We start from the raw sequence: 16,675 nt of genomic DNA on the forward strand, positions 1-16,675 counted from the left end.
GGTAGTAACCAGGAGGGCGTATCCTGGCGGTGTCAAATCTTCGGAAGGAGACCGGCCGATGACCGCCACGGACCCCGCGCTGACCGCCCTCGCCAACGGGTGGGCCGCCCTCTACGTGCTCTACGGCCGGATCGAGGCGCACGTCGAGCGCGCCCTCCAGGCCGAGCACGAGCTGAGCGTGCGCGAGTACTCGCTGCTGGACGTGCTCAGCCGCCAGCACGACGGGGAGGGCGGCCACCTCCAGATGAAGCAGGTCGCCGACGCGGTCGTGCTCAGCCAGAGCGCCACCACCCGGCTGGTCACCCGCCTGGAGGACCGGGGCCTGCTCTCGCGCTACCTCTGCCCCACCGACCGCCGGGGCATCTACACCAACGTCAGCGAAGCCGGCCTCGCCCTGCTGGCCGAGGCGCGGCCGACCAACGAGCGGGCGCTGCGCGAGGTCCTGGAGGAGGCGGCCCGCAATCCCGAGCTCGCCCCCTTGGTCGCCGCCGTCGAGGCCGTCAAGCCGGTGCTTCCGCTGCGCTCCTGACGCGGACCGGGGCGGTCGCGGCCTGACGCCGGGTCAGCTGACCGCGCCTCCGTCCCCGCTGGGGTGCTGGGCGTCGTCGAGTGCCGTGCGGAGCACCTCCTCGGCCTCCTCGTCGAACGCGACCAGGCGGATCAACTCCACCGATGTGCGGGTCGACCCGAGTGTGGCCACGGCGATCCGGGCAGCTGGTTCCGCCGGGAAGCCGTAGACCCCGGTGGCGATGGCCGGGAAGGCGACGCTGCGCACCCCGAGGCCGTCCGCCACGGCCAGGCAGCGGCGGTAGCAGGAGGCCAGCACCTCCGCCTCGCCTTCGTCCCCGCCCTCCCAGACCGGTCCCACCGTGTGGATCACGAACCGTACCGGCGGCGGCAGTTCGAACCCCGGCGTGGCCTTCGCGTCCCCCGGATCGCACGGCCCGACCGCCGCCCCGGCCGCCGCCAACCGGGGCCCGGCCGCCCGGTGGATCGCTCCGTCCACCCCGCCACCGCCGAGCAGCGACTCGTTCGCGGCCGTCACCAGGGCCTCGGTGTCCTGCGCCGTGATGTCCCCGAGCACGATCTCGATCCGCGTCATACCCGAACCGTGCCCGCCCCGGCGGCCCGGTGACCGCCACTTCGCCCCCGGCGAACCCCGGGTGTCCGTCAGTGGGAGCGGACAAGCAACCGACCTGCCTCGGCGACCAGGTCGTCGCAGACGACCTTCGACCGCATGCGCATGCGCTCCACCTCGGCGAGGCTCCGGGCTTCCCTGATCGCGTAGGTGGCTCCGATCGCACGCTCGGCCGCGCCGGCCAGCTCCGGGCAGATGATTCTGAGCGTGGTGCTCGGGCTGGTGACCGCGCTCCTGGTCCGGTGCACGGCGGTCGTGTGCTCCTCGGTGGCGGCCGGTGCCGAGGAACGGCCGGCGCCGTGCCCGGACCGTACGCGTGCGCGGACCGTCTGGGCACGGCGGTGGTCGGCCAGTGCCGAGGTCAGTTCGGCTACCGCGGCGAGCACTTCGGTGCGGTGGGCGTTCGAAGCTGCTGCGGTGTCGGCGCTGCGGGAGGCCCGGCCGTTCAGCCAGGCAGTCAGCAGGGCTCCGGAGAGTGCCCCGATGATCGCCGCCGCACTCGTACCGATCGTGACCCAGATGCTCGTGTCCATGGTCCTCCCCTAATCGCTTTCCCCGTCAGGCAGTTGTCGTCGTGTCACCTCGAATCCCTTCCCGGCGAGACGGCCGGCGCAACGCTCGGTTGCACCGGAAGCGCGTGGCTTCGAGGGGGCCGGAGGGGTCGGGCCGTCGGCACTTCGGCCACCGAGGAGTGCGTCTGGGCAGGTCGGGGACGGTCCGGCGGGGGATGGGTCGTCGTCAATGCGCTTTGTTGGTAAAGGCATTCGAGCGAAAGAGGAAACGGGAAACCATGCTGATCGAGGCATGACCAGCTGGGTAGCGTGCCAGGATTCAGGCGGAGGTGGGGGGAACCCCTTCCGGCACACGGCACGTCGGGCGTGCGTGCGACAGGCAGGAGGAAGGGGTCGGTATGGACGGTTCTACGGCACTGCCAGGAGCCTTCGGGCCGGAGCTTCGCAGGCGGCGGTTGGCTGCAGGGATGACGCTCACCCGGCTTGCCGAGCTGCTCAGTTACAGCAAGGGGCACCTCAGCAAGATCGAGCGGGGCCACAAGGTGCCGCCACCCGGGCTGGCCCGTCGGTGTGACGCCCATCTGGGTGCGGGCGGTGCGCTGGAGCGGCTCGTGGCCGCCGACTCCGGTAGGCCCTCGGGGAGCGTCGGAGGCGAGGGGAGATCGGCAGGCCGAGGTGGGGGTCCGAGTGGTCGCCCGGCTACGGCCCTCGGGCGGAGGCAGTTGTTGGTGGCCGGAGCCTCCTCCCTGCTGGGCACCGGGTTCTTCGAGGGATTACCGCCCGCTGACCATGGTGCTGCGAGCGGGAGGGTCCGTGACTACGGGACCGTTGAGATCCTTCAGGCCCAGTTCGAGCAGATGCGGCGACTCGGCCAAGTCGTGGCAGCCGACACCCTGCTCCCGGTGCTCACCGCGCACACCCGGGCGGTGGGCGAGATCGCGGGCCGGGCGGCCCCGGTGACGCGTGGTCGACTGCTGCTGCTCGCGGCCCGCTACGCGGAGTACGCGGGCTGGATCGCCCAGGAAGCCGGGGACGACAACTCGGCGCTGTGGTGGACGGCCCAGGCCGTCGACCTCGCGGAAGCCGGGGGCGATCGCCATCTTGCCTCCTATGCCCTGGTGCGCCGTGCTCTGGTGGCCTTCTACGCCGGCGACGCGACCCGGACCGTGCAACTGGTCGGGCCGGCACAGGCGAGTGGTCTGCCGCCTCGGATCCGAGGCCTTGCCGCCCAGCGCGAGGCACAGGGACACGCCCTCGCCGGGGACGAGGAGGCGTGTCTGCGCAGTCTGGACCGGGCCAGGGAGTTGCTGGCGAAAGCGGAGGCCGAAGCCGATGGCGGCGCGGCAGTCATCGGAACCGGCAGCCTGGCCGATCCGGCCGCAATGGTGACGGGCTGGTGCCTGTACGACCTCGGCCGGGCGGACCGGGCAGCCGATGTGCTCGACCGGGAGCTGCTGAGGATCCCGGCCCACGCCGTCCGCAGCCGCGCCCGGTACGGCCTGCGGTGCGCGCTCGCCCATGCGGCCCGGGGTGAGCCGGAGCGCGCCTGCCAAGTCGCCGAAGAACTCCTGCCGCATGTAGCCGAGTTGCGGTCGGCCACGATCCGGACCGATGTCGAGCGGCTTGCACGCGAGCTGTACCGGTTCCGTACGAGCGGTCCGGTGCGACACCTCCAGCCGCTACTGGCCAGCGCGCTGCATCCCTGAGTCGGCGCGGGGTTCTCCCCGCCCGGGTCCGTTGTTCCCCATGATTCCGTCAGACCGGAGAGGTGCTTTCTCATGCCCGAAATCTTCGTCAACTACCGCACCAGTGACCAGGGTTCCACGGCGACCCTGATCGAGCGCGAGCTCTCCCGGAGATTCGGCGACGATCAGGTCTTCCGGGCCAGTAAGTCCATCGGGATCGGGCAGCCGTTCCCGATGGAGCTGCTGACTGCCGTCCGTCGGAGTAGCGTGCTGCTGGCCGTCATCGGTCCGAGGTGGATGGACGCGCGAACCACGGACGGACGCCGTGCCCTCGACGATCCTGAGGACTGGATCCGCCGGGAGATCATTGAAGCGTTCGAGTGCGGGGTGCGGGTGGTGCCGATCCTGGTCGGGGGCACCAGTGTGCTCAAGCGGCAGGACCTGCCTGTGACGCTGGCCAGGCTGGCGGACTGCCAATACCGCCGATACGACGACCGCGACGCGGAGTACAACCTCCGGCGGATCGGCGACGACCTTGCCGAGGCGGTGCCACAGCTGGCAGATGCGGAGCGACGGATCGGGTCGACGGCCGGTTCGGTCACTGGCTCTGAGGGTGGCGGTTCGAGCGTTGTGCATGCCATCGACTACCGACACGAGCAGAGCGGGGGCATCGGGAACGTCGGCCACGACGTGGGGACGTACATCAACAACGCCAGCGGCCCGGTACACACCGGAGGCGGTCAGCAGTACAACACCATCCGCAGCGGAGCCGTCGAGTTCCACGGTGACGGCAGCAGCTACCTCGAACGCGGGGACGTGCGCAACGAGTTCGGCACCCGGCGGGGCGGCGACGGGCAGCAGCGGTGAGCGGTGTTCGAGCGGGGACGCGCATCGGGGAGGCGCACGGACCCACCCACACCGGAAGCGGTGATCAGCACATCTGGTACCTGGGCCCGGACGGCAAGATCCGTGGGAGTGCCGATCCGCTGCGGGTGGCCGCTGAGCGACGGGCCTGGCTGAGACAGCGCTTCGTGGAGCCACCCGGCTACGGGGAGGTGGCCGAGCGGCTGGAGAAGCCCGGCGGCGCCGTGGTGCTATCGGGTGTTCCGGGGGCCGGCCGCCGGAGTGCGGCGGTCATGCTGCTGCATCAGCTGGGTACGGGGGACACTCCGATCCGAGAGGTGGCGCTCGACGAGAAGGCAGAGGATCAGCCCGAAGAACTGGCAGACGGCGAAAGGGTGTTGATCGACCTGACGAACTCGGCCGATCAGGAGATCGTCGATGCCCAGCCCCTGGTGCGGTCGTACTGGACCAAGGTCGAGCGGGTCGGGGGGCGGCTCGCGGTGGCGCTCGCGGAGGGACGGGAGCACCTTCTGGGTCAGGACTGTCAGCAGCTCGTGATGAGGATCGGTCGTCCCGACGGTGCCGTGGTCCTGCTTCGGCACCTGCGGCCCGCCGGTGTCGAGGTCGCACTCTCCAGGCTGCGCGGTTCCGTGCTCGCGGAGTTCTTCGACCGCTCACCCCTGCGAGACCTGCACCGGCTGTCCGAGTTGGTGGCCGAGGCAGCTGCACTGGGCGGAACGTTCGACGGCTGGGCCGAAGCGGCGGGCAGAGCGCTGCGGGGCTGGTCGGCTGAGGTGGGCCGGGCGGTGGCCGGTACGACCGACGGACGGCAGAGGCTGCTGCTCCTGACGGCGGCGATGTTGGACGGTGCGCAGGTCGACGTGGTGTCCCGTCACTGGAACCGGCTGCTGGCGAAGGTGGAACACCCGGAGGATCCGGCCCCGCGCCTGGACCGGGCCGATCTTTCGAGGCGGCTTGGGCAGTTGCCCCTGACCGTGGACGGTGACGGCCGGATTCGGTTCCAGGGCCTGGCCTATGCGGCGGCCGTTCGGACGCATTTCTGGCTCTATTATCCTGACCTGCGACCGGTGTTCGGGGAGTGGGTCGGTGAGGCGGTCGAGAGGCCTCCCGGGCTGGAGCAGTCGGACTCGCGGAACCTGGTCTCCCGATTCGCTGACCAGGCACTGCGTGTCGGTGACGTGGACGCGATGGCCCGGCTGGTGGAGTCCTGGGCGACGGAGCGGCGTCTGCTGCCCACGGCAATGGCCGTCCTCGAACGCGGGCTGCGCGACGAGCGGGCGGGAGCGGAGTTCCGCGCGAAGATCTATGCCTGGGCGACGGGGCCGAGGGCGGCGGCAGTCCTGGTTCAGGGCCTCGCCAGGATGTGTCTCGACGTCCTGGCACAGGACCATCCGGACCAGGCGTTGGTACGGCTTCACCATCTTGCTCGTCGGGAGACCTCGGACGACGCCCGGCAGTGCCTGTTCGATTTGGTCCTGGGTGACCGGCGGCTCTACGGGCGATTGATCGACCGGTTGGACGAAGGGCTCGTTCGTTCGAGGTTCCGGCAGCGGGACGCCGAGATCCTCGTGGAACTGATGAGTCGGCCGTCGTGCCCAGCGGCCCGCCAGGATCTGATCCGTGGATGGCACCGGGTGCTCGGTGTCGCGCCCCCGCAGGCGTGGGGACCCGGCGTCAAGGCGTGGCTGTCCGCCGCGAGTTCCACGCCGGAGGTCGGCGCACGATTGACCGGGATCCTCGTTGCCGCCGCGTCCGGCCGGCCCGGGCCCCTCAGCCGCTACTACCTGCTCGCCCACGAATGGGCGGGTGAGCCGGGGCTCCAACCGAGCCCGGTGAGCCGGGGCGAGGTGGCGGCGAGGTTCTGTCGGGAGATCGACGAGGCGCAGGGAATCGGGACGACTGATCCGGCGCCCGCCGGAACGAGCGAAGGGAGAGTGCAATGACCGGCACCGAGAAGAAGTTGCTGGTGGGTCTGGCGCTGGTGGCAGGACTGATGGTGGTGATCGTCGGGCTTCAAGCCGGATGGCCGGTGTGGATGTGGGCAGTGCCGGCCGGAGTGGTGCTGCTACTGGTGATCCTGATCGGCTCCACCCGCCCGGAACCGAGGGGGATCACTCCGGTCTCCGACGGGCCACCGTGGGAGGAGACCAGGGTGGACGACGTGGCCCTGCCGAGCTGTGTGCCGGACTACGACTTCCGTTTCTCGGCACTGGTGTGGTGGCGTCCGATCCCGAACTCCAGCGGCCTGATCCATGCGGACCCGGCGGGACTCGCGATCGAGACGGTGCTCAACCGGGCGCGGGAGCTCACGGAGCGTGAACTGCCCGAGCGCGCGGACCTGGTGGCGCACCGGCTCAACGGACTCCTCGGTACCCAGGTGCACGACCCCAAGCAGTTGGTCGAGGCGATGGGCGGCCGGGTCGAGCTCAGGCTGCGGGACGACGACCGGAGCAGGCTCGGCAAGCTCTCCGCTGTTCGCAAGAGCGAGGAGGTCTGGGAGCACGAACGGCGATTCGAGCAGAGCAAGCGGGCCTACCTCGGAAACGACGTCCTGAAGACCCCCGGCAGTGCGCTGGTCTGGTGGATGGCCCAGCACGACGACCAGGTCAGGGAGGCAGTGGACCTGATCGGGCCGCTCGCGCAGCTATCGGCAGTGGCCAACGACGAGGCGGTTTCCGAGCTGTACCGGCACTTGGTGGAGCCGCCTGGTGGCCGCGGTCCCCGGGGTGACGGTGGGAGTGACGGCAGCGGGGCAGGAGAGCCCAGGGTGATCGGTCCGCTGAATCGGTTCCTGGACGACGTTGATGTGGAGCAGGACTCTCCGGAGCGGACGGTGTGGGCGCACCGGATGGCCCAGTTCACCGATGCGATGGACCGGCCGGAGGCGGCTGATCTGATCCGGGAGGAGATGCTCGGCGAGTACGGCGGGCCGGTGGAGGCGCGTGCGACGGACCGGGAGCCGGTGGGCGAAGGGTCATAGTGCTCGGTGAAGTCATCTTGTTCGACCAGGAATTCATCCTTGTCGGTGCTGGGTGCGGGCCGTTGGGGGTGGTGGACTACGGACATGACTCGTTCGAGCACGATGCGAAACGTCCTGGCCGGCACGGCCGCACTGCTGCTGGCGGGCGGGCTCGCCGCCGGGCCGGTGCAGGCGGCGCCGGTCCCGTCGGCGGGGATCACCCACGCCCCGGTCCAGGTGCGGGCCGGGACTCCGGCGGCGGAGCGGGTGCTGACCTTCTTCGAGGAGTACCGGGCGGCGGTGCTCGGGGAGAGCGGGGAGGATCCGAGGGCGGTGCGGGAGGCGTACCTCTCGGCGCACCTGAACTACCGGTTGGACGCCTGGGCCGCGCAGCACGACGCCGATCCGGTGTTCCGGGCGCAGAACGTGCCGGGGGAGTGGCGGGTGCACCAGGAGGACGAGCAGTACGGGTTCGCCTCGGTGCGGCTGACCGAGGCGTGGGGCGGGGCGGCGAGCCAGGACGTCTGGTACACCGTGCGCCTGACGGACCGGAAGATCGTGGAGCTGAACGACCGGCCCGCCTTCTGACGGATCCCTGGGCGGCCCGGCGGCCCGGTCACACCGCCGGGCCGCCCAGGTAGGTGGTCCTGACGTGGTCGAGGTAGGCGCCGGGGGAGGGGAAGCGGCGGTCCTGGGCGCCGGGGCGGTGCAGGTCGAGGCGGCCGTTCGGGTGCAGCCGGAGGGTGGTGGTGGCCGCGCGGGGTGTGGGGGAGGCGTCGGGGAGGGCGAGCACCGGGACCTCGGGCGGGAACATCGCGTGTGCCTCGGCGGTGGTGGCGGCCGGTGGGCTGCCGGTGCGGTTGGCGCTGCTGACGTAGAGCACGGGGTGCGGGTCGAGGAGCGGGAGGACCGGGGCCCAGCGGGCGCCGAAGAGCATGGTCCAGCCGTCCCGGGTGGCCGGGGCCAGCCAGGGCGGGGCGTCGGCCAGCAGGGGGAGGAGCAGGGTGACGCGCTCCTCGGTGAGCAGGCGGCGGACTCCGGGCCCGAGCGGGAGTGGGCCGGTCAGGGTGGTGAGGGTGGCGGGGTGGTGGGCCCAGAGGGCGACGGGCTGGTCGGCCGGGCGGCCCTTGGCGGAGTTGACCGCGAGTGGGTCGGTGCCGGCCACCACGTGGGTGAGCGGGGCGGGGTTGGGCAGCACGACCGCCGTGCCCCGGTGGAGGGCGGCGCCGACGGCGCCGAGGGTGCCGGAGGCCTGAGGGGTGGTCACTTCGTCGTCTCCCGGAGGCCGTCGAGGTAGGCGGCGAAGGCTTCGTCCTCCACCACGGCGCGGCCGGTACGGTACACCGTGGCCTTGGCCCAGGTGGTGGCGGTCCGGGCCTGGGCCTCGTCCAGTCGGTGGCCGAGCCGTTCGGCGACGGCGTGGACGACGCGGGTGTTGGCGAGGTGGGTGAGCAGCACCCGGGGAGCGGTGCCGAGCACCCGTTGCGGGTCGTAGGGCTGGAAGAGCTGCGGGTCCACGAACGGGGTGCCGGTGGAGATGGTGCCCACCCCGGTGCCGACCACCGGCATGGTGACGGTGAGCGGGTGCTCGGTGTGCTCGGCCACCGCGCCGGCCAGCCGGGGGAGCGCGGTGAGGTCGGGGGCGGTCCACCAGGCGGGCGCGTCGGTACCGAGCAGGACGGCGGCCCGGGCCGGGTCGTGGGCCAGCAGGAGCAGGAGCTGTTCGGTGGCGGGCAGGCCGCTGCGTTCGGCCAGGCCGAGCCAGGAGGCGGAGACCACCCGGGCGCCGGTGCGCAGCGCCTCGACGGTGTTGGCCAGGCCGAGGCCGAGGTCGTTGTGCTGGTGGGTGCCGAGGACCGTGTCCGGGCCTGCACCGGCCGCCACCCGGGTGTACATCTCGCGTGCTTCGGAAGGGAGTTGGGCGCCCACGGTGTCGGCGAGCAGAATCGTTCCGGCGCCTGCTGCCGTCAGCTCGCCCGCCCGGGCGGCCATCAGGTCGTGGTCGGCCCGGGAGGCGTCCGCGAAGCAGAGGTCGACCGCGACCGCGTCGTCCGCGTCACGGGCCACCTCGAGGAGGGAGAGCGCCGATCCCAGGGCCTCGGAAGCGGACTGACGGGTCATCACCCGGGCCATCGGCTCGGAGGCGGGCACCACCACCATGATCCGGGCGTGCGCGCTGCCCCGGACGGAGAGGACCGCCTGCCGGACGTCCGCCGACCGCCCCCGGCAGACCGCCGCGACGCTCACCGCCCCCTCGGCCTCGACCGCGACCCGCCGTACGGCCTCGAACTCCTCGGCGCAGACGGCCGGGAAGCCGGCCGCGAACACCACGTGCCGTGGTCCGTCCGCGCCGAACATCCGACCCTGCGCCAGCGCCAGCTGCACCCGGAAGTCCTCCGACATCACCGTCTTGGCCTGCGCGCCGTCACGCGCCGACTCCTCCCACAGCACGACCCGCCCCGCCTGCGCGGACTCCCGTATCAGATCTCGTTCCATGGGCACGCACCCTAGAGCGGGGCGGGAGGGTGCCGAGGCCGAGTGCGCACAAGTCGGCGTGTGAACGCCGGAATCGGCCGATCCCCTTGCGAAGATCGGCGCGAGTGGCTAATGGATCACGGGTGGACGGACCGCCAGGCGGCCATCGCGGCATCCCACTGGTCCCCGGTGAGCGCGGTCAGGGCGGCCGGGAAGAGGCCGTCCTCCTCCTTGGCGATGTGGTGGTGCAGCTCCTCGGCCGCCGCGACGAACTCGGCCCGTTGGCTCGCGGACCCGAGGTCGAGCCGCTCCAGGAAGGCGGCCAGCTCGCGGTGTTCGGCGACCAGGGCCTCGACGTATCCGGCGTACTCCGGATCGGTGGCCATCACCCGGAAGAGACCGCGTTCCTCGCCGTCCCAGTGCGCCCGCAACTCCTCCGCCATCCGGGCCGCCAGCCGCCCGGCCTCCGCGTGCTCGCCCTGCTCCAGCGAGCGGACGGCCTTGCCGGCGAGGTCGGTGACGGACTCGTGCTCGGCGATGAACTCCTTGATCAGCGGGATCTCGCGGCAGCCGCAGTAGTGGCACATGCCTCGATCCTGACGGCCGGAGGGACCGGGAGCGGCACGGCGCGCCGCGCCGCAACGGGATGGACGGTACGGAGTCGGGGGAGCCGGAGGTGGGCGGCAGGGCATGGTCGGGCATCGGCCGGTTCGGCTGCTTCCCGGACGTACCGCCCGGCCCGGTCGCCCGGCCGGAGCGAGGCCGGTCGGGAGAGCGGAGCCGGACCGCGACGCGGCCGGTGTCGTTCGCCGTGTCCTGGCAGGGGGCTGTGGTGGCGGGTCGCGTGGGCACCCGCCACCGTCATGGTCCCGTCCCCCCACGGCAGTTCGGCCCTCACCGACGGAGGCCGGGTCGGTTCCCGACGGTGTGGGAGCCCGGGGCGGGCGCCGTGGGTCAGTGCCGTTCGAACGCCAGGTCCCGGGACCGCAGGTGCTCACGAGGGCCGGCCGCCCGGAGGACCACGTCCAGCACGCGTGCCGGATCGGCGGCGTAGGCGTGCGAGAACCACGCCATGTTCGCCTCCACCACGGCCCAGCGGTGGCCCGGACGGTACGGGTCGAGCAGCTGCCCGACGTCCACGACGACCGCGCTCGGCAGCGTGGGCCCGACTGCGGTGACCAGCCGGTCGACGAACTCCGTGATCTCCGCTGCGATCGCCCGGGCGGCCCGGTCCGTGCCGAGTGGGCAGGGGTCCAGCCGGCCGAACACCGCGTACCGGCTCGCCGCGGCGATCCGGCCGTCGAGCAGGAACAGCCGGTACTCCGCCGCGAAGGTGACCACCTCGGACAGCAGCACCGGCGTGGCCGGGTCCAGATCGGCGGACAGTCGCGAGCCGTCGGTGTGGACCTCGGCGGGAAAGGACTTGTCGCGGGGCGGCTTCACGAACGTCGGCCGGTCGAGGGCCCAGGCGTCCGCCACGGTCCCGGCCCGGACCCGGCGGCCGGTGAACTCCTCCGGCAGCTCCGCGAGCCAGTCGTCCGTGGGCTCCAGCAGCGCGAACCCGAGCCGGTCCGCCAGCCCGGCCCCTGCGACCGGTCCGCCGTACCAGTACGCGGGGCCCACCAGGCCGGAGTCCTCCGCAGCCCTGACCGCCATCCCACGGCCCGCCGCCTCGGCGGCCAGCAGCTCCATCGTCGACGTCCGCCGCCCGGGCATGACGAGCACTGCGATCTCCTCCCACGTACCGGAGGCGCCACACTAGCCCCGCCAGGTCCACCACCGCAGCCGAGATCCTGCGGGTCGGGGGCCAGGACGTGCCGGGTGGGCTCGCGGTCGAGGATCAAGGGACGATCGCTCATGATCACCCGTCCGGGGCAGCCCGTCCGAGCGCGTCGGACGCGTCGCAGGGTGACCGGGACCAGAGCTGACGGTGCGTGGAGCACGCCACGCCGTACGGCTGCGCAAGGGGCGCCCCGGGCCCGTCGTCCGGCCAGAATGGCGCCCGTGAGAATCGACACCGCACGGGCTGCCGCCCGCCACTGGATCACCACCGAGGGCCGCGCCCACCCCGGCTACCTCGGGGCGTACCTGACCGGTTCGACCACCACGCTGCCCGACGGGGCGGAACTCCCGGTCGGCTCGGACCTGGACATCGTGCTGGTCACCCGGGAGGAGCCGGAGGGGTTCAAACTCGGGAAGTTCGAGCACCAGGGCGTGCTGCTGGAGGTCAGTCAGCTGGGGTGGGAGCAGCTCGGCCCCGCCGAACGGGTGCTGACCGACCATCACCTGGCGCCCGGCCTGCGGCACGGCATCGTGGTGGACGACCCGGGCGGGGCAGTGGGCGCCCTGCAGGGGGAGGTGGCCGCCCGGTTCGCCGAGCCGGAGTGGATCCGGGCCCGTTGCCGGAACGTCCACGAGAAGATCACCGCCGGACTGGCGCACCACGACCCCGAGCAGCCCTGGCACCGGCAGGTGAGCGGCTGGCTGTTCCCGACCGGCATCACCACCCACCTGGTGCTGGTCGCGGCGCTGCGCAACCCCACCGTGCGGCTGCGCTACCTGCGGGCCCGTGAGGTGCTCGCCGAGCTCGGGCTCTCCGCGCACTACCCCGGCCTGCTGCGGCTGCTCGGTGCCGACGAGCTGACGCCGGGCCAGGTGCGGCACCACCTCGACACCCTGGCGGTGACCTTCGACGAGACCGTGGTGGCGGCCCGGACGCCGTTCCCGTTCAGCACCGACATCTCGCCGCAGGCCCGGCCGATCGCGATCGACGCCGCCCACCACCTGGTGGCGCGTGGTGACCACCGGGAGGCGATGTTCTGGACGGTGGCCACCTTCGCCCGCTGCCACGCCGTGCTGGCCGTCGACGCCCCGGCCGCCCACGAACGGCTCACTCCGCACTTCACCGCCGCCGTCGCCGATCTCGGGATCAACACCACCAGCGACCTGCTGGCACGCCGTCAGGCCACCCTCGCGGCGCTCCCCGGTCTGCGGGACCTGACGGAGCGGATCATCACGACCGGGCCCGGCCCGGACCGGCCCGCCGCACGCCGCCGCTCCCGGTCCTGACCGGCGGGTGCTGCGACCCTGCCGGTGCCTGCGACGGCGGTCGGGGTGGTCGTCAGCCGACGGCACCGACTTGGCCGAGGGCGGTACCCAGGGCGGTGCGTCGGTGGAGGGCTGTGCGGCCGCTGCGCAGGGTGGTGACCAGGCCGGCCGCGCGCAGGGCGTTGAGGTGTTGGGAGACGGCGCTCGGGGTGACAGTGACCCGGGCGGCGAGGTCCGGGGTGGTGAGCGGATCGGCGAGGGCGGCGAGGATGGCGGCCCGGGTGCGGCCGAGCACGGCCGCCGTCCCGTGGTAGTCGGTGCGGGGGCGCTCCCAGAGCGGGGCGACGCCGGTGGCCGGATAGCGGATGGCGGCGGCGGTGCGCGGCGCGCAGTCGACCAGCACCTCGGGCCAGCCGAAGACGGTGGGCATCAGCACCACGCCGTGTCCGTCGACCTCGACCGTGCATCCGGCCCCGGACCGGGTCGCCCGGTCGCCGTGCAGTCTCAACTCGCCCTCCCGCCAGACCACATCGTGGTGCAGTTCGGTGAACAACCCCTCCACTCCGCGCTCCACCAGGACCAGGGCCCGCCGCCCCATGTCGGCCTCCAGCACGGCCAGCATCCGGGCCCACTGCGGAGCGATCAACCGCTCGTGGCAGCGCTCCAGCACGTCCGCCAGGATCGCCGTCAGCTCGGTCGGTACGGGAAGGCGGCCGGCCCGGGCGCCGACCGCGGCGGTGCACTCGGCTGCCACGAACTGCGGCTCGGTGGCCCGCAGGTGCGTCAACTCCTCCTCCAAGGAAGGCAGTCGGGACTCCGGGACCGGGAAGAGGAAGGACGGCGGGAGACCCCCGAGGAGCGTGCGCAGCAGCTCCAGCTCCGCAGTGGTCACGGCCTCGGCCAGCGTGGCCGGGGCGGTCCGCAGCCACGGTCCGTACACCGCGTGGGTCCGCACCCCCAGGACCGTCCGGACCGCCAGCACGGTCTCGGCCAGCGGGGACACCGCGAACCGGACCCGCGCCACCTCGGTTGCCGACAACCGGATCTCCACCGCCACGACGGCTCCGCTCCCCACCATGTAGTCCTGGCTGAACGATAGCCGTCGGTCGGACCGGCCCCGCAGGGTGGCGGGCATGAGCGAATCCACGTCCCACCCGGCCGCCCACCGCGAGCCCACCCACCGCGAGCCCACCCAGGGCGAGTTCACCCTGCACGAGTTCACCGCCGACGACGGCACCCGGCTGGCCTTCCGTACGACGGGCGACGGTCCGCTGCTGGTCTGCCTGCCCGGTGGGCCGGGCCGCGCCGCCGAGTACCTCGGCGACTTGGGCGGCCTCTCCGCCCACCGGACCCTGGTGCTGCCGGACACCCGGGGCACCGGGAGGTCCGGCGCCGCCGCCCCGGCGAGCTACCGGGTGGACCGGCTGGTGGCGGACGTCGAGGCGCTGCGCCGCCACCTCGGCCGGGAGCGGATCGACCTGCTCGGCCACTCGGCGGGCGGTGGTCTGGCCCTGCTGTACGCCGCCGCCCACCCCGAACGCCTCGACAGCCTGACCCTGGTCGCGCCCTCGTTCGCCGTCCTCGGTCTGCCCTCCGACACCGAGGCCGACGCGGTGGTCGCCGCCCGCGCCGACGAGCCCTGGCACCCGGCCGCCGAGCGGGCCTACCGCCGAATGAAGTCGGCCCGGTCGTTCGCCGAGGCCGCCCCGCACCGGCTCGCCTTCGAGCCGCTGATGTACGGCCGCTGGGACGAGGCTGCCCGGGCGCATGCCGCAGCCGACCAGGCCCAGCGCTCCCTTTCGGTCAGTGACCACTACTACGCCGGGTACCAGCCGGACGGTCCGGCCCTGCTCCGCTCGCTCGCCGCGCTGCGGTGCCCCGTCCTGCTGGTGGCCGGCGCCCTGGACCTCTGGCCCACCGCCGCCTCGGCCGCCGCCGTCGTCCGGCGGCTTCCCGGGGGCACGGGCCTGACCGTCCAGCCCGGTGCGGGCCACTACCCGTGGCTGGATGACCCGGTGGCCTTCACCGCCACCGTGGTCGGGTTCCTGACGGGCCGTCGTGAGGCCGCCGGGCCGGTGCCCCTCGCGTGACGGTGGTGCCACCGAGAGACGAGGGGTCCGCGGGCTCGTCCGGAGCCGGAGCCGGAGGCGGCAGGTGGTGGGCGGCAGGTGGTGGGCGGCGGGGAGTCATGCGGTGGGGGCCGCTTCCTCGACCGGGCCCGACCTGACGGTCGGTTGGCCGGACCAGGTCGGATCCCCCGGGGCCCCGGGGCGGAACTGCCCGCTGCGATGGGGTCACCAGGGCGTTATCCCTGCCCATCTGTACCTTCCGGCCCCGTTACGGGGTCCCCCGACCGCCCCGTCCCACCGCCGGGGCCGGTCCCGAGCACCGACGAGGTCCACCACCCGTGTCTTCCGCCCCACCCGCCCCCGCCCCGACTCCGGCGGCAGGACCGCTGCGCCGCCTACGGCCTGACTGGCTGTCCGACCCCAAGGTCTGGCGCACCGAGGTGCTGGCCGGTCTGGTGGTCGCGCCGGCCCTGATCCCGGAAGCGATCTCCTTCTCGGTGATCGCCGGGGTCGATCCGCAGATCGGTCTGTTCGCCTCCTTCACGATGGCGGTCACCATCGCGGTGGTCGGCGGCCGGCGGGCGATGATCTCGGCCGCCACCGGGGCGGTCGCGCTGGTGATCGGGCCGCTCAACCGGGAGCACGGTCTCGGGTACCTGGTGGCGGCGGTGATCCTGGCGGGGGTGTGCCAGATCGTGCTGGGCGTGCTCGGGGTGGGCAGGTTGATGCGCTTCGTGCCGCGCTCGGTGATGGTCGGGTTCGTCAACGCGCTGGCGATCCTGATCTTCATGACGCAGCTCTCCGAGCTGACCCACGTGCCGTGGGCGGTCTACCCGCTGCTGGCGGGGGCGCTGGCGCTGCTGGTGTTCACCCCGAAGCTGACCAAGGTGGTCCCGGCGCCGTTGGTGACGGTCGTGGTGCTGACCGCGCTCACCGTCGGGGCCGGCCTCGCCGTGCCGACCGTCGGCGACAAGGGCGCACTGCCCGACTCGTTGCCGGTGCCGGGCCTGCCGGACGTGCCGTTCACCGTCGAGACGCTGACCATCATCGCCCCCTACGCGCTGGCGATGGCCCTGGTCGGTCTGATGGAGTCCCTGATGACGGCCAAGCTGGTGGACGACCTCACCGACACCCGTTCGAACAAGACCCGGGAGTCGATCGGCCAGGGCGTCGCGAACATCGTGACCGGCTTCTTCGGCGGCATGGGCGGCTGCGCGATGATCGGCCAGACCATGATCAACGTCAAGGTCTCCGGCGCGCGCACCCGTCTCTCCACCTTCCTGGCGGGTGCCTTCCTGCTGGTGCTCTGCGTGGTCTTCGGTCCGGTGGTCTCGGAGATCCCGATGGCCGCCCTGGTCGCCGTCATGGTGATGGTCTCGATCGGCACCTTCGACTGGCACTCCGTCACCCCCGCCACCCTGCGCCGGATGCCGGCCGGGGAGATCGCGGTGATGGTGATCACCGTCGCGATGGTGGTGGCCACCGCCAACCTCGCCGTCGGTGTGGTGGTCGGCTCGCTCACCGCGATGGCGGTCTTCGCCCGCCGGGTGGCGCACCACGCGGAGCTCAGCGCGGAGCGCGACGCCGACGGGGAACGGGTGGTGTACACGCTGACCGGCGCGCTCTTCTTCGCCTCCGCGAACGAGATTGTCGCCCGCTTCGACTACGCCGGTGACCCGGCCCGGGTGGTCGTGGACCTCAGCCGGGCGCACGTCTGGGACGCCTCGTCGGTGGCCGTCCTGGACACCGTCACCGCGAAGTACGCCCAGCGCGGCAAGACCGTGGAGATCACCGGTCTCAACACCCCGAGCGCCGAACTCCACGCCCGCCTCTCCGGCGAGCTCGCCGTCACCGGCCACTGACGGGCCGTCGGCGGCACCGCTGCGCCCGCACCGCCGGACGGCCAGGGTGCGGGAGGAGCGGTG

16 protein-coding genes and 1 pseudogene are annotated in these 16,675 nt (G+C 72.7%); 10 read left to right on the forward strand and 7 right to left on the reverse strand.

Annotated features, from left to right (window positions below; all coding sequences use genetic code 11):
- Positions 1–58 precede the first annotated feature (58 nt).
- Entirely contained in the window at positions 59–529 is a 471-nt protein-coding gene (locus ACIRBX_RS23760; protein ID WP_402299175.1) for a MarR family winged helix-turn-helix transcriptional regulator, read from the forward strand.
- Between the two features lie 33 nt (positions 530–562).
- On the opposite strand, the gene ACIRBX_RS23765 is transcribed toward ACIRBX_RS23760, so the two are convergent.
- Together ACIRBX_RS23765 and ACIRBX_RS23770 are read right to left on the reverse strand one after the other, a co-directional pair.
- Positions 563–1,102, reverse strand: a complete 540-nt coding sequence (locus ACIRBX_RS23765; protein ID WP_402299176.1) for an O-acetyl-ADP-ribose deacetylase — start codon at positions 1,100–1,102, stop codon at positions 563–565.
- A gap of 68 nt (positions 1,103–1,170) precedes the next feature.
- Entirely contained in the window at positions 1,171–1,671 is a 501-nt protein-coding gene (locus ACIRBX_RS23770) for a protein kilB (protein WP_402299178.1), read from the reverse strand.
- A 377-nt stretch (positions 1,672–2,048) separates the two neighbouring features.
- Between ACIRBX_RS23770 and ACIRBX_RS23775 the strand changes: the two are divergent.
- From ACIRBX_RS23775 to ACIRBX_RS23800, 6 genes and pseudogenes are all read left to right on the forward strand, one after another.
- A pseudogene (locus ACIRBX_RS23775) lies at positions 2,049–2,243 on the forward strand (helix-turn-helix domain-containing protein); the annotation flags it as partial.
- A 309-nt stretch (positions 2,244–2,552) separates the two neighbouring features.
- On the forward strand, positions 2,553–3,356 hold the full coding sequence (locus ACIRBX_RS23780) for a DNA-binding protein (RefSeq protein WP_402299246.1): 804 nt from the start codon (positions 2,553–2,555) through the stop codon (positions 3,354–3,356).
- A 72-nt stretch (positions 3,357–3,428) separates the two neighbouring features.
- Complete coding sequence (locus ACIRBX_RS23785) at positions 3,429–4,202, forward strand: TIR domain-containing protein (protein ID WP_402299180.1); 774 nt, start codon at positions 3,429–3,431, stop codon at positions 4,200–4,202.
- The gene (locus ACIRBX_RS23790) at positions 4,199–6,142 is read left to right on the forward strand and encodes a hypothetical protein (RefSeq protein ID WP_402299182.1); all 1,944 of its coding nucleotides are present in this window, start codon (positions 4,199–4,201) and stop codon (positions 6,140–6,142) included. The genes ACIRBX_RS23785 and ACIRBX_RS23790 overlap by 4 nt, the downstream gene beginning before the upstream one ends.
- Complete coding sequence (locus tag ACIRBX_RS23795; protein ID WP_402299183.1) at positions 6,139–7,179, forward strand: hypothetical protein; 1,041 nt, start codon at positions 6,139–6,141, stop codon at positions 7,177–7,179. Before ACIRBX_RS23790 ends, ACIRBX_RS23795 begins: the two co-directional genes overlap by 4 nt.
- 84 nt (positions 7,180–7,263) lie before the next feature.
- Complete coding sequence (locus tag ACIRBX_RS23800) at positions 7,264–7,746, forward strand: hypothetical protein (RefSeq protein ID WP_402299185.1); 483 nt, start codon at positions 7,264–7,266, stop codon at positions 7,744–7,746.
- 28 nt (positions 7,747–7,774) lie between these two features.
- Here ACIRBX_RS23800 and ACIRBX_RS23805 read toward each other — a convergent pair whose 3' ends face one another.
- The 4 genes from ACIRBX_RS23805 to ACIRBX_RS23820 all read right to left on the reverse strand — a co-directional run bounded on the left by ACIRBX_RS23805 (position 7,775) and on the right by ACIRBX_RS23820 (position 11,325).
- Positions 7,775–8,425 (reverse strand): Sua5/YciO/YrdC/YwlC family protein, encoded by a 651-nt coding sequence (locus ACIRBX_RS23805; RefSeq protein ID WP_402299187.1) that lies wholly within the window; start codon positions 8,423–8,425, stop codon positions 7,775–7,777.
- Positions 8,422–9,654: a 2-isopropylmalate synthase gene (locus ACIRBX_RS23810; RefSeq protein ID WP_402299189.1), complete on the reverse strand. Its 1,233-nt coding sequence runs from the start codon at positions 9,652–9,654 to the stop codon at positions 8,422–8,424. Before ACIRBX_RS23810 ends, ACIRBX_RS23805 begins: the two co-directional genes overlap by 4 nt.
- Before the next feature lie 116 nt (positions 9,655–9,770).
- Positions 9,771–10,220, reverse strand: a complete 450-nt coding sequence (locus ACIRBX_RS23815; protein ID WP_402299190.1) for a hemerythrin domain-containing protein — start codon at positions 10,218–10,220, stop codon at positions 9,771–9,773.
- A 367-nt stretch (positions 10,221–10,587) separates the two neighbouring features.
- Positions 10,588–11,325, reverse strand: a complete 738-nt coding sequence (locus tag ACIRBX_RS23820) for an ATP-grasp domain-containing protein (protein ID WP_402299240.1) — start codon at positions 11,323–11,325, stop codon at positions 10,588–10,590.
- 303 nt (positions 11,326–11,628) lie between these two features.
- Between ACIRBX_RS23820 and ACIRBX_RS23825 the strand changes: the two genes are divergently transcribed.
- On the forward strand, positions 11,629–12,702 hold the full coding sequence (locus ACIRBX_RS23825; RefSeq protein ID WP_402299192.1) for a hypothetical protein: 1,074 nt from the start codon (positions 11,629–11,631) through the stop codon (positions 12,700–12,702).
- A gap of 52 nt (positions 12,703–12,754) precedes the next feature.
- On the opposite strand, the gene ACIRBX_RS23830 is transcribed toward ACIRBX_RS23825, so the two are convergent.
- A complete protein-coding gene (locus ACIRBX_RS23830) occupies positions 12,755–13,816 on the reverse strand; it encodes a DUF5937 family protein (RefSeq protein WP_402299194.1) in 1,062 nt (353 codons plus the stop codon).
- On the opposite strand from ACIRBX_RS23830, the gene ACIRBX_RS23835 reads away from it, so the two are divergent.
- Together ACIRBX_RS23835 and ACIRBX_RS23840 are read left to right on the forward strand one after the other, a co-directional pair.
- Positions 13,815–14,771 carry an alpha/beta fold hydrolase gene (locus ACIRBX_RS23835; protein ID WP_402299195.1) on the forward strand — a complete coding sequence of 319 codons (957 nt, stop codon included), beginning with the start codon at positions 13,815–13,817 and terminating at the stop codon, positions 14,769–14,771. The two genes, ACIRBX_RS23830 and ACIRBX_RS23835, sit on opposite strands and share 2 nt — an antisense overlap.
- 317 nt (positions 14,772–15,088) lie before the next feature.
- On the forward strand, positions 15,089–16,612 hold the full coding sequence (locus tag ACIRBX_RS23840; RefSeq protein WP_402299196.1) for a SulP family inorganic anion transporter: 1,524 nt from the start codon (positions 15,089–15,091) through the stop codon (positions 16,610–16,612).
- Positions 16,613–16,675 lie beyond the last annotated feature (63 nt).

The organism is Kitasatospora sp. NPDC096147, assembly GCF_044763225.1.
Classification (GTDB): domain Bacteria; phylum Actinomycetota; class Actinomycetes; order Streptomycetales; family Streptomycetaceae; genus Kitasatospora.

What these genes read in the sequence shown, in the direction of transcription:
- ACIRBX_RS23760 (WP_402299175.1), top strand. Translation starts at nt 59, where the DNA reads ATGACCGCCACGGACCCCGCGCTGACCGCCCTCGCCAACGGGTGGGCC.
- ACIRBX_RS23765 (WP_402299176.1), bottom strand. Translation starts at nt 1,102, where the DNA reads ATGACGCGGATCGAGATCGTGCTCGGGGACATCACGGCGCAGGACACC.
- ACIRBX_RS23770 (WP_402299178.1), bottom strand. Translation starts at nt 1,671, where the DNA reads ATGGACACGAGCATCTGGGTCACGATCGGTACGAGTGCGGCGGCGATC.
- ACIRBX_RS23785 (WP_402299180.1), top strand. Translation starts at nt 3,429, where the DNA reads ATGCCCGAAATCTTCGTCAACTACCGCACCAGTGACCAGGGTTCCACG.
- ACIRBX_RS23795 (WP_402299183.1), top strand. Translation starts at nt 6,139, where the DNA reads ATGACCGGCACCGAGAAGAAGTTGCTGGTGGGTCTGGCGCTGGTGGCA.
- ACIRBX_RS23800 (WP_402299185.1), top strand. Translation starts at nt 7,264, where the DNA reads ATGACTCGTTCGAGCACGATGCGAAACGTCCTGGCCGGCACGGCCGCA.
- ACIRBX_RS23810 (WP_402299189.1), bottom strand. Translation starts at nt 9,654, where the DNA reads ATGGAACGAGATCTGATACGGGAGTCCGCGCAGGCGGGGCGGGTCGTG.
- ACIRBX_RS23815 (WP_402299190.1), bottom strand. Translation starts at nt 10,220, where the DNA reads ATGTGCCACTACTGCGGCTGCCGCGAGATCCCGCTGATCAAGGAGTTC.
- ACIRBX_RS23820 (WP_402299240.1), bottom strand. Translation starts at nt 11,325, where the DNA reads ATGGAGCTGCTGGCCGCCGAGGCGGCGGGCCGTGGGATGGCGGTCAGG.
- ACIRBX_RS23825 (WP_402299192.1), top strand. Translation starts at nt 11,629, where the DNA reads ATGGCGCCCGTGAGAATCGACACCGCACGGGCTGCCGCCCGCCACTGG.
- ACIRBX_RS23835 (WP_402299195.1), top strand. Translation starts at nt 13,815, where the DNA reads ATGAGCGAATCCACGTCCCACCCGGCCGCCCACCGCGAGCCCACCCAC.
- ACIRBX_RS23830 (WP_402299194.1), bottom strand. Translation starts at nt 13,816, where the DNA reads ATGCCCGCCACCCTGCGGGGCCGGTCCGACCGACGGCTATCGTTCAGC.